This is a genomic window from Streptomyces sp. NPDC091371 (assembly GCF_040684275.1).
Classification (GTDB): Bacteria; Actinomycetota; Actinomycetes; order Streptomycetales; family Streptomycetaceae; genus Streptomyces.
On sequence record NZ_JBFBFP010000015.1, the window covers coordinates 127,183 to 140,561 of the forward strand.

Here is a 13,379-nt window from a genome sequence, read left to right on the forward strand (position 1 = left end):
GCTCCCGGCATCAGGAGGCCGCCCGGGCCCGGGTGGGCCCGAACTCGATGCGCGACACGGCGCTCGGGGTGGCGATCGCGGGCAGCAGGCACCGCCACATCTCCTCCACCCGGTCCGGCAGGTCCGCCCGGCCGCTCTCCAGCTGGGCGTGCATCTGGGCGCCGGTGCACGCGTTGACCACGACCCTGGACAGCGCCTTCACATCGACCCCGGCGCGCAGCTCGCGCCGCTGCAGGGCTTCGGAGAAGACCTGCGCCAGCAGGTCGGCCCACTGCGTGTGCGAGTTCTCCTCGGGGGTGATGAACAGTTCCTGGTCCATCACCAGCCGCGCGCCCGCGAGCAGAAGCGGGTCGTCCAGCATCTGGTACGCCCAGGTGAGGGTGATGTCGACGGCGTGCTGCAGCCCGGTCGCCGGACAAGGGGGGTCCACCAGGCCCGGTTGGGCACGGACGATCTCGCGGGCGAGCGCTTCTTTGTTCTTGAAGTGGAAGTACATCGCGCCGAGCGTCAGCCCGGCCCGCTCGGTGATCTTCGAGACGCTCGCCCCGGCGAACCCGGACTCGGCGAACACCTCGGCCGCGGCCCGCACAAGGGCAGCACGCGTCCGCAGCGCCCGCTCCTGCTTCACGTCTCGCCTACCGGTCAGTTCGGTCACTGGGTCTCCTCCGGGCTCGACAAAAAAAAGAATACTCTCTATTTTGCTGCGAGGGTACCTCGGGTCCGGGCCCGCACCCAGCACGGTCAACGCCGCTGTTCCCAGGGGGGAAATTCGATGACTTCTGCTGCTCACTGGATTCTGGAAGCAGACCACACCACGTCGCGGAACACCGACACCAGACGCCTGGTACGCAAGGCCGACGCCTCGGAGGTCCTCGTCACCGACTGGCGCGAGGTCGGCGACGCCGAGCACCTCGTCACCGTGCGCTGGCCGGCCGACCACTCCTTTTACCGCCCCACGCGCGACGCCTACAGCCCACTGCTGTTCACCGAAAGCCTCCGCCAGGGCCTGGCCCTGCTGTCGCACACCGCGTTCGGCTTACCGCTCGACCACCGGCTGGGCTGGGAGCGGTTCCGGTCCCCCGTGTCGCCCGCGGCGCTCCGCGCCACCGGAGAGCCCGCAGTCATTGACATGTATATTACACACAAAGAGATCACCCGGCGCCGGATGGGCACGACGTACCTGACCGCGCACGTGGAGGCCACACGCGACGGCAGGCACGTGGGCAGGGCCGAGGTCCGCTACGTCACCCACCCCGGCGCCATCTACGACCGGCTGCGCGGCGCCTACGCCAACGCGGCCGAGGCCTTCGCCCGAGCGCTGCCGCCGGCCCCGTCCATCACCCCGCAGCTGGTCGGCCGCACCAACCCGCACGACGTCACCCTGGCCGCCACCGACCGGCCGGGGCTGTGGCAGCTGCGGGTCGACACCTCCAACACCGTGCTGTTCGACCACCCGCACGACCACGTGCCCGGCATGGTGCTGCTGGAAGCCTTCAGCCAGGCGGCCCAGGCGGAAGCCGCACCGCGCCGTGTCTGCCCCGTGAACTTCGACGCGACGTTCCACCGGTACGTCGAGCTCGACCAGCCGTGCTGGATCACGGCGGAGCGCGTCACCCGGTACGACGTCCGGCTCGGCGCGGTCCAGAACGGCGCCGCGGTCGCCTCCGCCATCGTCACGTCCGCGCCGTATCCGGGGCACTGAGCCCGACCGCGGGGCGGGCCCCGGTCGGCCGGCAGGAGCCGCCGCTGGTACAGAATGGCCGGCATGCGCGCTCCCATCGGCCCCTTCGAGCAGGCCCGCCCCGCCCCCGAGTGCCTCGACGAACTCACCCGGCCGGTGGCCGACGCGATCCGATCCTGGACGGCCGGCGTCCCCGCGGAACGGATCGTCTACGTGGACACCGACCCCGCGATCGCGGACACCGCCGCCTTCGTCGAGCACTACGGGCGGGAGCTCCTCGCCCAGTCGGCGAACTGCGTGGTCGTGGCCGCCAAGCGCGGTGGCGAGACCGCGCTGGCCGCCTGCCTGGTCCCCTCGGGCGCCCGGGCCGACGTCAACGGCGCGGTGCGCCGCCGGCTCGGCGCGCGCAAGGTGTCGTTCGCTCCGATGGAGACCGCCGTGGAGCGCACCGGCATGGAGTACGGGGGGATCACCCCGATCGGGCTGCCGGCCGACTGGCCGCTGCTGGTGGACCCCGCCGTCGTCGGCATGCCGTACGTCCTGATCGGCAGCGGACGCCGGCGCGGCAAGCTCATCGCGCCCGGCGAACTCTTCGCCGCGCTCCCGGCGGTGGAGGTGGTGGAAGGGCTCGCCGTGTAGCGACGGCGGGTCAGCCCTCGGCCCGGGGGCGGTAGGTGGAGACCTGGACGCCGGTGGCGCTGGTCACCGTGGAGACGAGGTCGAGCGGGCGCAGGGTGCCGTCCTCGGGGAAGATCGACTTACCGGGGCCGAGGAGCACCGGCATGATCATCAGGCGGAGCTCGTCGGCCAGGCCCTCGCTCAGGAGCGTGCGGGCGAGGGTGGGGCTGCCCATGACCAGCAGGTTCCCGCCGGGGGCGTCGCGCAGTTCGCGGATGCGGGCGACGGCCTTGTCGCCCGCGATGAGCGAGGTGTTGTGCCAGCTGAGGTCGCCCTCGGTGAGGGTCTCGGAGACGACGTGCTTGGGGATGGAGTTCATCCTGTCGGCGAAGGGGTCACCGGCCCGCTCGGGCCAGGCGCCGGCCATCGTCTGCCAGGTGCGGCGGCCGAACAGGAGGGCGTCGGCCTGCTCCAGCGCGTCGGTGAAGGCGCCGCCGACGACCTCCGGGTCGAAGAAGGGGTGCGACCAGCCGCCGTGGGCGAATCCGCCGTCGGTGTCCTCCTCGGGACCGCCGGGGGCCTGGACGACGCCGTCGAGGCTGATGAACTCGCTGATGACGATGCGCATGGTGTGCTCCTTGTGTGCCGTGCGTGCTCCGTACGCCAATAGAGACCGGCGGGCCGCGCGGAACTCATCGCCCGACACGCGAACTCACGATGTGACCTGCGTCACCCTCCTCGCGGCGGCGGGTGAACCGGCGGCCCGGACGGGGCGCTCCACCGGGAGTGCCTGGACGTGGAGCAGTACGAGGGGGTGGAAGCGGAAACCGTCGCCGGCCGCGGCCCCCAGCGCGCCCGGAGCGCGGACCGGCTCCAGGAACGAGCCGTCGACGAGGCCCTCCACGAGGTCCTCGGCCCGCCGCACGGGCAGCCCGAGGACCGTCGCGGCGGAGGCGGCGGAGAAGGGGAGTCCGCCGAGCACCGAGAGCCGGGCCAGCAGTTCGAGGCTCTCGGTGTCGGTGCGCCGCAGCCAGCCGGCCAGCGAGGCGGCCACGTCCAGTTCGCCGAAGGAGAGCTCCTCCAGCCGGGTGCGCTCGTCCGCCAGCCGCTGGGCCAGCCGCGCCACGCTCCAGTGCGGGCGCGAGGCCAGCCGGGCTCCGGCGGCGCGGAGCGCGAGCGGGAGGCCGGCGCAGGCGTCCACCAGCCGCTCCGCGGCCGCCGGTTCGGCGGTGGTGCGTGCGCTGCCGATCGCCTTCGTGAGCAGGTCGAGGGACTCGTCGCGGCTCATCGGACCGAGGGCGAGCGCGTGCGGACCGGTGGCCGCGGCGAGGTGGACGTGCCCGGTGACCAGCGTCGCGCAGTGCGGGCCGGGCGGCAGGAGCGGGGCGAGCCCGGCGCTGTCGGCCGCGTTGTCCAGCAGGACCAGGAGCCGGCGGCCCGCCGTGCGGGTGCGGTAGATCCGCACCAGTTCCTCCAGGTCGTGCACGGCGGACTCGGGCGGTTCCTGCCCGAGCGCGCGCAGGAACCGGACCAGCACGGCCCGCGGGTCCTTCGGGGCGCCGTCCGGCCCGGCCAGGTCCGCGTAGAGCTGCCCGTCGGGGAAGTCCGCCCGGGCGGCGTGTGCGGCGTGCACGGCGAGGGCGGTCTTGCCCATGCCCGCCATGCCGGTGATCAGACAGCGGCGCGGTTCCGCGGTGGCGAGCAGACGGCGCAGCGCGGCCAGTTCGCGGGTGCGGCCGGTGAAGGCGACGCCGGTGTCGGGCGGCAGCATGAAGGGCGGCATCTCGGCGGGGGCGGCAGCGGAGGCCGGGGCGTTGGCCGAACCCGAGGCGGAGGCGGAACCCGAGGCGGAGGCGGAGGCGCCTCCCGCGCCCCGGCGGGCCCGCGCCGCGCCGGACCCGTTCGCCGCGGGGGTGCCGGAGTCCGTGCCGGGGGCGGGGGCGAGGTCCAGCGTGGCGCGCAGCAGGGCCTCGTGGGCGGCCTTGAGGCCGTTGCCCGGTTCCACGCCCAGCTCCTCGGCGAGCACCGAGCGGCCCTCGTGGAAGACGTGGAGCGCGTCGGCCTGGCGGCCGCACCGGTAGAGGGCGGTCATCAGCTGGGCCCGCATCCGCTCGCGGAGCGGGAAGTCGGCCACCAGCCGGGTCAGTTCGGCGACGATCTGCTGGTGGCGGCCGAGCGCGAGGTCCGCCTCGATCCGGTTCTCCAGTGTGGCGGCGCGCCCCTCCTCCCACTGCGGGACCTCCTCCTGCGCGAGGTGCTCGCTGACGTTCACCAGCATGGGTCCCTGCCACAGGTCCAGCGCGTCGCGCAGCAGGGTGCCGGCCTCGCCGTAGCGGCGTTCCTGGAGGGCCTGCCGCCCGAGCCGGTCGAGCCGCTCGTACTCCACTATGTCCAGGCGGCTTTCGCCGGTCCTGATGGCGTAGCCGGGTGAGCGGCGCTCCAGGACGACCTCGGGTTCCAGGAGCTTGCGCAGCCGGGAGACGTACGTGTGGAGCTGCGCGTTCATCGTGACGGGCGGCCGGCCGTCCCACAGCAGCCGGCTGAGCCGGGTGTCGGGGACCACCCGGCCCCGGGCGAGGAGCAGGGCGGCCAGAACGGTGTGCGTCTTGGTTCCCGAGAGCGCGATCCGCGCACCGTCGCGGGTGGCCTCGACCGGGCCGAGCAGCTGGAGGTCCATGGTTTCCTCTCGACGTCGGGCGGGTTGAGGCTCTGTCTGCCACCTTCGCCGACCGCTCTGTCGCACCGCTGTCGGATCGCTTTCCCCACCTCGGAAGCGGGGATCCCCGATGGCGGATCAGGGGCCGCGCCGGGTTGACGAGCCGGACTCCCGGACGGGCACGGGAAGTTCGGGGACCGGGGCGCCGCCGTGCCGCGGCGGGGGCGCTCCGGCTCGCGGGGGCCTCCGCTTCGACCACCAGAGGTTCCGTATAGGGGCGCCGGGGGTCCGTGATATCCCGCCCTCCCAGTCTGAGGCCGCCCGGCGCCGGGAGTTCCCCGGCGCCCCCGTCCTTGGAGAACTCTGATGCGCCGTCGACTCGCCACCGTGATAGCCGCTTCCGCCGCCGCCCTCGTCGCCCTGGCCACCCCGGCCTCCGCCGCGCCGGCCGACAAGCCCCAGGTCCTGAGCAGCTGGACCCAGACGAGCGCCTCGAGCTACAACGCCTGGGTGGCGGCCCGCGGCAACCAGGGGGCCTGGGCGGCCTACGGGTTCGACTGGTCGACCGACTACTGCTCGTCCTCCCCGGACAACCCGTTCGGCTTCCCCTTCCAGACCTCCTGCGCCCGCCACGACTTCGGCTACCGCAACTACAAGGCGGCGGGCACTTTCAGCGCGAACAAGTCGCGGCTCGACGACGCCTTCTACGCCGACCTCAAGCGGGTCTGCTCCGGCTACTCCGGGCTGACGAAGACCTCGTGCGACTCCACCGCCTGGACCTACTACCAGGCCGTGAAGGCCTTCGGGAACACCGCCGCCGTGGACAGCGGCGCCGTGGCCTGACCGGTCGAACCCTGAGCCGGCTCCCCGTCAGACCTCCCCGTCAGGCCGCCGCGCGGGCGGGGCGTCTGCGGGAGACGGCCACTCCGGCCAGGCAGATCGCGCCGCCGAGCAGGGTCAGCCGGCCGGGTATCTCGTCCAGGGCGATCCAGGCGATGAGCACGACGACGGCGGGCACCGCGTAGGTGGTCGCCCCCATCTTCCCGGCGGTGGTCCTGGAGAGGGCGTACGTCCAGGTGGTGAAGGCGAGCGCGGTCGGGAACAGGCCGAGGTAGACCATGTTGAGCGTGGCCGTCAGCGGGGCCTCGGTCACCTGGGTGAGCAGCTGCCAGGCGAAGGGCAGCGTGACCGCCGTGCCGACGAAGCAGCCGTACGTGGTCACCTGGATCGGGGTCGCGTACTGCAGGGCGGGCTTCTGCGCGACCACTCCGGCCCCGTAGGTGAGTGCCGCGAGCAGGCAGAGCAGCACACCCGTGACGGAGGAGGAGCCTCCGTCGGAGGTGGACAGGCCCACCACGACCGCGCCGGCGAAGGACACGCCCATGCCCGCCAGCAGCATCGGCGGGAAGCCCTCCCGCAGCAGCCACCCTCCGAGCAGGGCGATGACGATCGGGCCGATGTTCACGATCATGGCCGCCGTGCCGGCGTCCACGCCCTGCTCGCCCCAGTTCAGCGCCACCATGTAGAGGCCGAACCACAGCACTCCGGAGGCGAGGATGCCGGGCCAGGCCTGGCGCGGCGGTGGGGGGACCCGCTTGACGAGCAGCACGACCGCGAGCGCGGCCGATGCCGTCAGGAGGCGCCCCAGGGCGAGTGCTCCAGGGTGGTAATGGGCCGCCGCCGCCCGGATGGAGACGAACGCGGAGGCCCAGAGGACGACGGTGACGGCCGCCGCCGCTAGGGCACGATGGTCGGTTCTGTGGCCCTCGGCCGTGTGATCCATACGGGCCAACGTACTCATGCCGCTCCGCCCGCCTCAGCCGAATTTCCGGAGCGTCGCCTTGAGGGCGGCCGCATAGGCCTTCGGGTGCGTGGTGTTGCCGTTGTGGCCGCCCGGGAAGGTGTGTATCCCGGTGCCGAGCAGCTCCGCCAGAGCGGTGGCGCACTGGTGGTCGAAGACGGTCTGCGGGGTGGCCGCGCCCACTGCCGGGAGGATCCGGGTCGTGGTGCGGGGGAGCTCGGCCGGTTCGAGGGTGTCCTGGATGATCGCCGAGAAGTCGTGCCGGATGAAGTAGTCGAAGTTCGCCAGCCGCCGCTCGTCCAGGGGCTGGGGCGTCAGGCCGGGCTCCACGTCCCGCCGGGAGAGGTCGATGCCGAGCACCCGTGCCATCTCGGGGAAGGCGGCGGCGAGTCCGCCCGTGCGGTAGGTCTCCTGGAGTGCGGCGAGCTCCGCCTCGTGGTGGGCGCGGCCGGCCTCGGGCAGCAGTCGCGGGGCGACCGGCTCGTGGGCGATCAGGGTGGAGATCTGCCCGGGGTGCCGGGCGGCCAGGTGCAGTCCGATGACGGCGCCCAGGCTGCAGCCGAGCATCAGCACCGGCTCGTCGGTGATGGCGGCCAGCAGCCGGTGCAGGTCCTCCGCGTGCTCGGCAAGGCTCGTGGCCCGATCGGACCGGCTGCGCGAGAGGCCCCGGCGGTCGTAGGTCAGGACGGTGTACTCGTCGGTGAGGTGCGGGACCAGGTCCACCGTGCGGTCCGCGTCCCCCTCGCCGCTCTGCGAGATGACCAGCAGCGGTCCGTTGCCCTGGAGTTGGTGGTGCAGCGTGGTTGCGACGGACATGACGACCCCCCGGATCGATCGGCGCGGACCCTTCGTCCGCTGCTCTGCGATCAGGCTAACCCATCGAAACAGATACATCAAGAGAGATGCATTGCGAGAGATGCATCGACCCTGATGTATCTTGGCGGGGTGGATGGCATCGAACTGTTCCTGCTGGGCCGGGCTCTGATGAAGCTCGGCGAAGAAGCCCTGCCCGAACCCCCCGGCGGCTCCGGCCAGTACGCCGGCAGCACCCGCGCCGTGGTCATCGTGGCCGGGGACGTCGCCGCGCACCCGGACACCACCGTGGGCGAGACGGCCCTGCGCACGGGACTGCCGCAGAGCCAGGTCTCCGGCGCCGTGGCCCGCCTGCGGGAGGCCGGGTCCGTGGAGACCGCGCCCGACCCCGCCGACCGCCGCCGCACGCTGGTCCGCCAGGCCCCCGGGGTCTCCGCGCGCGTGGCCGCCGTACGGGCCGCCGGGGCGTCCAAGGTGGAGGAGGCCCTGGCCAGGGCGCTCGGCGAGGCGGAGGCGCAGCGGCTGCCCGAGGTGACCGAGGCCCTGGAGGTCCTGGCCCGCCACCTGGTCCGCGAGGCCCGCTGACGAGCCGCCGCGCGCGCAGGGGCTCAGGCCCGGCAGTCCGGCCGGCGCCCGTGGTGGCCGGCCATCTCCTCGAACAGGGCCCCGATGTCGAGCGGGGCGCCCTCGGGCAGCCCCTGCTCCTCCGCGTACCCGCGGTGCAGGTTGGGGAGCAGGCGCTCCGCGTCGAGCAGCCCGCCGTACGGGCCGAGGTCGGTGGCGCGGGCCAGCTCCGCGGGGCTCACCCCGGCCGCCGCGCCCTCCTTGGCCAGCCCCTGCACCCAGCGCAGGTACGCCTCGTTGGCGTCGAGGACCTCCGGGCCGCCGACCGGGCCGTGCCCGGGGACGATCGTGGTCGCGCCCAGGGCCCGCAGCCGCTCCAGGGCCCGCAGGGAGCCCGCGACGGAGCCCATGACGCAGAAGGGGGTGACCCCGTTCATCGCGAGGTCGCCCGTGAACAGCACGCCCTGCTCGGGCAGCCAGACCACGGTGTCGTCGACGGAGTGCGCGGCCGGGCCGATGTGCACGAGCTCGGCGCGGACGGCGTCGCCCACGTGCAGCGTCATCCGGTCCCGGAAGGTCAGTTCGGGCGGGGTGATCTCGATGTCGCCCCAGCGGACGTCCGGCCACAGTCCGGCCATGTGCAGCCCGGCCGCGTCCACCAGCGTGCGGGTCTTCTCGTGGCCGATGGTCAGGGCCTCGGGGAAGACGAAGTTGCCGTAGGTGTGGTCGCCGTGGAAGTGGGTGTTGACCACGGCGTGCGGGGGCCGCGGCGCCAGCCGCAGGGCGGCCCGGCGCAGTTGCCGGGCCCTGGCCTCGGTCGCGGCGGTGTCGACCAGCACGCTGCGGTGCCCGTCGGTGAGGATGCCCGCGTTGTTCAGGCACCAGCCGCCGTCGGGCTGGACGTACGCGTGGACGCCCTCGGCCACTTCGATGACGTGCACGGCATGCCCCTTCACCGGCCGCGCCACGTCCCCGCGGCGGCGTGCGGGTTGTGATGGGCGCGGTGCCAGCCGCTGTCGGGAACCCGATCGCCGGCGGCCGGAGCCGGCGCGGCGGCGGTCCGCCGTGCCAGCAGGGCCGTGAGGACGGCGGTGAGGGCGGCGGTCTCCTCCGCGGAGGGGTGGCCGCCGGTGATCTTCCATGGCGTGGTCATGGGTACCGGCCCCTCACACCGGCGGGTTGCCGTGTTTGCGGGACGGGGCGTCCGCGTACTTGGTGCGCAGCATGGCGAGCGCGCCGATGAGCGCGGAGCGGGTCTCGGCCGGGTCGATGACGTCATCGACGAGGCCGCGCTCGGCGGCGTAGTACGGGTGCATCAGCTCGGTCTGGTACTCCTTGATCTTCTGCGCCCGTTCGGCGTCCGGGTCCTCGGCCGCCGCGATCTCCCGGCGGAAGATGACGTTGGCCGCCCCCTCGGCGCCCATCACCGCGATCTCGTTGCTCGGCCAGGCCAGGGAGAGGTCGGCGCCGATGGAGCGCGAGTCCATGACGATGTACGCGCCGCCGTAGGCCTTCCGCAGGATCAGCTGGATCCGCGGGACGGTCGCGTTGCAGTACGCGTACAGCAGCTTGGCGCCGTGCCGGATGATGCCGTTGTGCTCCTGGTCGACGCCGGGCAGGAAGCCGGGCACGTCCACGAGGGTGACCAGCGGAATGCTGAAGGCGTCGCAGAACTGCACGAAGCGGGCGGCCTTCTCACTGGCGTGGATGTCGAGGACCCCGGCCATCGCGGAGGGCTGGTTGGCGACGATCCCGGTGACGTGGCCGTCGAACCGGGTCAGGGCGACGACGACGTTCTGCGCCCAGCCCGGCTGGACCTCGAAGTACTCGCCGTCGTCGGCGATCTCCTCGATGACCTTGCGGATGTCGTAGGCCTGGTTCGGGTTGGCCGGCACGAGGCCGAGGAGGGCGTCGGTGCGCCGGTCGGCGGGGTCGCCGGTCTCCTCGCGGGGTGCGGTCTCGCGGTTGTTGGAGGGCAGCAGCGACAGCAGGAACCGTACGTCCTCCAGGCAGCCCTCCTCGTCGTCGTAGGCGAAGGCCGCCACGCCCGACACGCCCGCGTGCACGTCGGCGCCGCCGAGCCCGTTCTGGGTGATCTCCTCGCCGGTCACCGCGCGCACCACGTCGGGGCCGGTGATGAACATCTGCGAGGTCTCGCGCACCATGAACACGAAGTCCGTCAGGGCCGGGGAGTACGCGGCTCCGCCGGCGCACGGGCCGAGCATCACGGAGATCTGCGGGATGACCCCGGAGGCCTTCGTGTTGCGCTGGAAGATGCCTCCGTAGCCGGCGAGGGCGGTGACGCCCTCCTGGATCCGGGCTCCCGCGCCGTCGTTGAGGCTGACCAGGGGGGCGCCGGCGGCCACCGCGAGGTCCATCACCTTGTGGATCTTCTGCGCGTGGGCCTCGCCGAGCGCGCCGCCGAAGATGCGGAAGTCGTGCGCGTACACGAACACGGTCCGCCCGTGGACGGTGCCCCAGCCGGTGACGACCCCGTCGGTGTAGGGCTTCTTGTGCTCCAAGCCGAAGCCGGTGGCCCGGTGCCGGCGCAGCGCCTCGATCTCGTGGAAGGAGCCTTCGTCGAGGAGCGCCCCGATGCGCTCCCGCGCCGTCAGCTTGCCCTTGGCGTGCTGCCGTTCGGTGGCCTTCGGGTCGGGCCCGGCGATGGCCATGGCCTTGATCTCGGCCAGTTCCGCGGCACGGTCCTGGACGGGGGGTGGGGCGACGTCACTGATGGTCACGGGATTCCTCCGGGGCGGTGGGGAGGTGCTGCCGGCTGCCGGGCCCGCCCGCCCCGCCGGCTGCGACGGGGCGGGCGGGTGGCGGCTTCAGTAGCGGTAGTGGTCCGGCTTGTACGGGCCCTCGACCTGCACGCCGATGTAGGCGGCCTGCTCCGGGCGCAGGGTGGTGAGCTTGACGCCCAGCGCGTCGAGGTGGAGGCGGGCGACCTTCTCGTCCAGGTGCTTGGGCAGCACGTAGACGTCGGTCGGGTACTCCTCCGGCTTCGTGAACAGCTCGATCTGCGCGAGGGTCTGGTCCGCGAACGAGTTCGACATCACGAAGGACGGGTGGCCCGTCGCGTTGCCCAGGTTCAGCAGACGGCCCTCCGACAGCACGATCAGGACCTTGCCGTCGGGAAACGTCCAGGTGTGGACCTGCGGCTTGACCTCGTCCTTCACGATGCCCTCGACCTTGGCCAGACCCGCCATGTCGATCTCGTTGTCGAAGTGGCCGATGTTGCCCACGATCGCCTGGTGCTTCATCTTGGCCATGTCCGCGGCCATGATGATGTCCTTGTTGCCCGTGGTGGTGATGAAGATGTCGGCCGTCTCCACCACGTCGTCGAGGGTGGCGACCTGGTAGCCGTCCATCGCCGCCTGCAGGGCGCAGATCGGGTCGATCTCCGTGACGATCACGCGGGCGCCCTGGCCGCGCAGCGACTCGGCGGACCCCTTGCCGACGTCGCCGTAACCGAAGACCACGGCCGTCTTGCCGCCGATGAGGACGTCGGTGGCGCGGTTGATGCCGTCGATCAGGGAGTGGCGGCAGCCGTACTTGTTGTCGAACTTCGACTTCGTCACGGCGTCGTTCACGTTGATCGCCGGGAACAGCAGGGCGCCCTCACGGTGCATCTCGTACAGGCGGTGGACACCGGTGGTGGTCTCCTCGGTCACGCCGCGGATGTCGGCGGCGAGGGTGACCCAGTCGATGGTGCTCTTCTGCAGCAGGCCGAGGACGAGCGCGTACTCCTCGTTGTCCGCGGTGGACGGGTCCGGGACGGAGCCGGCCTTGGCGAACTCGACGCCCTTGTGGACGAGGAGGGTGGCGTCACCGCCGTCGTCGAGGATCATGTTGGGTCCCGCGTGGCCGGGCCAGGTCAGCGCCTGCTCCGTGCACCACCAGTACTCCTCCAGCGTCTCGCCCTTCCAGGCGAAGACGGGGATCCCGGCCGCGGCGATGGCGGCGGCCGCGTGGTCCTGCGTCGAGTAGATGTTGCACGACACCCAGCGGACGTCGGCGCCGAGGGCGACGAGGGTCTCGATGAGCACGGCCGTCTGCACGGTCATGTGCAGGGAGCCGGTGATGCGGGCGCCGGCCAGCGGCTGGGCCGCCGCGTACTCACGCCGGATCGACATCAGACCGGGCATCTCGTGCTCGGCCAGGGTGATCTCCTTGCGGCCGAAGGCGGCGAGGGAGAGGTCGGCGACCTTGAAATCGGTGAACTCGGCGGTGGAGGTGGCGGTGTCGGTGGACTGGCTGGGCATGGACTACTCCGGGGTGTGGGCGGCGTCGGCGTGCAGCGTCAGTTGACGTTCAGGTTCTGGTGGATCTCTCGGGTCGCCGTGGAGCGGTTGAGGGTGATGTAGTGCAGGCCGGGGGCGCCCTCGGCGAGCAGCCGCTCGGCCATGGCGGTCGCGTACTCGACCCCGATGGCGTGGCCGGCGGCCGCGTCGTCGCGCGCGGCCTCCAGGCGGCGGGCGAGGTGTTCGGGGAAGTGGGCGTCGCTCAGTTCGGCGAAGCGCTGGATCTGCCGTACGTCGGTGGCGGGCATGATCTCGGGGATGACCGGGGTGAGGCAGCCGACGGCGGCCAGCCGGTCGCGCAGCCGCAGGTAGTCCTCCACCTGGAAGAACATCTGCGTGATCGCGTAGTCGGCGCCCGCCCTGCACTTGGCGGCGAAGTGCCGGATGTCCTCGGTCCAGCCGGGCGAACGCGGGTGCCGCTCGGGGAAGGCGGCGACGCCGACGGTGAAGTCGCCCAGCCTGCGGATCAGGCTGACGAGTTCGTGCGCGTGCGTGAAGCCCTCCGGGTGCCGGGTCCACACGCCCTTCGGGTCGCCCGGCGGGTCACCGCGCAGCGCGAGGACGTCACGGATCCCGGCGTCCGCGTACTGGCCGATGATGTGCCGCAGCTCGGCGACCGAGTGCCCGACCGCCGTCAGGTGGGCCACCGGGCGCAGCGTGGTCTCGGTCGCGATGCGCTTGGTGACCTCGACCGTGCGGTCGCGGGAGGAGCCTCCCGCACCGTAGGTGACGGAGACGAAGGACGGCGAGAGGGCCTCGATGCGCCGGATCGCCTTCCAGAGGGTGCGCTCCCCCGCTTCCGTCTTCGGCGGGAAGAACTCGAAGGAGAACGAGCGCCGGCCGCTGGCCAGCAGCTCGCGCACGTCGGGGCGGGGACGGGCCGCGGGTACGGCTGCGGGTGGTGCGGGCGTGGGCGCGGGCGCGGGAGGCGAGAGCGCCGGA

At 72.6% G+C, this 13,379-nt stretch carries 14 protein-coding genes; 4 read left to right on the forward strand and 10 right to left on the reverse strand.

The annotated features are described in order from the left end of the window. Positions 1-10: 10 nt before the first annotated feature. Positions 11-646: a ScbR family autoregulator-binding transcription factor gene (locus AB0O21_RS18865; protein ID WP_365172294.1), complete on the reverse strand. Its 636-nt coding sequence runs from the start codon at positions 644-646 to the stop codon at positions 11-13. A 126-nt stretch (positions 647-772) separates the two neighbouring features. Here AB0O21_RS18865 and AB0O21_RS18870 point away from each other — a divergent pair, with 126 nt between their 5' ends. Both AB0O21_RS18870 and AB0O21_RS18875 read left to right on the forward strand, forming a co-directional pair. Beyond that, the gene (locus AB0O21_RS18870) at positions 773-1,702 is read left to right on the forward strand and encodes a ScbA/BarX family gamma-butyrolactone biosynthesis protein (RefSeq protein ID WP_365172266.1); all 930 of its coding nucleotides are present in this window, start codon (positions 773-775) and stop codon (positions 1,700-1,702) included. A gap of 63 nt (positions 1,703-1,765) precedes the next feature. After that, complete coding sequence (locus AB0O21_RS18875) at positions 1,766-2,320, forward strand: YbaK/EbsC family protein (RefSeq protein ID WP_365172267.1); 555 nt, start codon at positions 1,766-1,768, stop codon at positions 2,318-2,320. Between the two features lie 10 nt (positions 2,321-2,330). On the opposite strand, the gene AB0O21_RS18880 is transcribed toward AB0O21_RS18875, so the two are convergent. Further along, positions 2,331-2,927: a dihydrofolate reductase family protein gene (locus AB0O21_RS18880; RefSeq protein ID WP_365172268.1), complete on the reverse strand. Its 597-nt coding sequence runs from the start codon at positions 2,925-2,927 to the stop codon at positions 2,331-2,333. A gap of 84 nt (positions 2,928-3,011) precedes the next feature. Beyond that, positions 3,012-4,976 carry a BTAD domain-containing putative transcriptional regulator gene (locus tag AB0O21_RS18885; RefSeq protein ID WP_365172269.1) on the reverse strand — a complete coding sequence of 655 codons (1,965 nt, stop codon included), beginning with the start codon at positions 4,974-4,976 and terminating at the stop codon, positions 3,012-3,014. A gap of 345 nt (positions 4,977-5,321) precedes the next feature. Here AB0O21_RS18885 and AB0O21_RS18890 point away from each other — a divergent pair, with 345 nt between their 5' ends. Continuing rightward, positions 5,322-5,798: a phospholipase gene (locus AB0O21_RS18890; protein WP_365172270.1), complete on the forward strand. Its 477-nt coding sequence runs from the start codon at positions 5,322-5,324 to the stop codon at positions 5,796-5,798. A gap of 40 nt (positions 5,799-5,838) precedes the next feature. On the opposite strand, the gene AB0O21_RS18895 is transcribed toward AB0O21_RS18890, so the two are convergent. Further along, entirely contained in the window at positions 5,839-6,738 is a 900-nt protein-coding gene (locus tag AB0O21_RS18895; protein WP_365172271.1) for a DMT family transporter, read from the reverse strand. Between the two features lie 33 nt (positions 6,739-6,771). Continuing rightward, a complete protein-coding gene (locus tag AB0O21_RS18900) occupies positions 6,772-7,572 on the reverse strand; it encodes an alpha/beta hydrolase (RefSeq protein ID WP_365172272.1) in 801 nt (266 codons plus the stop codon). 168 nt (positions 7,573-7,740) lie between these two features. Between AB0O21_RS18900 and AB0O21_RS18905 the strand changes: the two genes are divergently transcribed. Further along, positions 7,741-8,154, forward strand: coding sequence for a helix-turn-helix domain-containing protein (locus AB0O21_RS18905; protein ID WP_365172295.1), 414 nt, complete (start codon positions 7,741-7,743; stop codon positions 8,152-8,154). Positions 8,155-8,177: 23 nt separating this feature from the next. On the opposite strand, the gene AB0O21_RS18910 is transcribed toward AB0O21_RS18905, so the two are convergent. The 5 genes from AB0O21_RS18910 to metF all read right to left on the reverse strand — a co-directional run bounded on the left by AB0O21_RS18910 (position 8,178) and on the right by metF (position 13,300). After that, the gene (locus tag AB0O21_RS18910; protein ID WP_365172273.1) at positions 8,178-9,074 is read right to left on the reverse strand and encodes an MBL fold metallo-hydrolase; all 897 of its coding nucleotides are present in this window, start codon (positions 9,072-9,074) and stop codon (positions 8,178-8,180) included. An 11-nt stretch (positions 9,075-9,085) separates the two neighbouring features. Next, entirely contained in the window at positions 9,086-9,286 is a 201-nt protein-coding gene (locus tag AB0O21_RS18915; RefSeq protein WP_365172274.1) for an acyl-CoA carboxylase epsilon subunit, read from the reverse strand. Between the two features lie 13 nt (positions 9,287-9,299). Continuing rightward, complete coding sequence (locus tag AB0O21_RS18920; protein ID WP_365172296.1) at positions 9,300-10,805, reverse strand: acyl-CoA carboxylase subunit beta; 1,506 nt, start codon at positions 10,803-10,805, stop codon at positions 9,300-9,302. 156 nt (positions 10,806-10,961) lie between these two features. Continuing rightward, a complete protein-coding gene (gene ahcY / locus AB0O21_RS18925; protein WP_365172275.1) occupies positions 10,962-12,398 on the reverse strand; it encodes an adenosylhomocysteinase in 1,437 nt (478 codons plus the stop codon). A gap of 38 nt (positions 12,399-12,436) precedes the next feature. Beyond that, positions 12,437-13,300 carry a methylenetetrahydrofolate reductase [NAD(P)H] gene (metF, locus tag AB0O21_RS18930; RefSeq protein WP_365172297.1) on the reverse strand — a complete coding sequence of 288 codons (864 nt, stop codon included), beginning with the start codon at positions 13,298-13,300 and terminating at the stop codon, positions 12,437-12,439. Positions 13,301-13,379 lie beyond the last annotated feature (79 nt).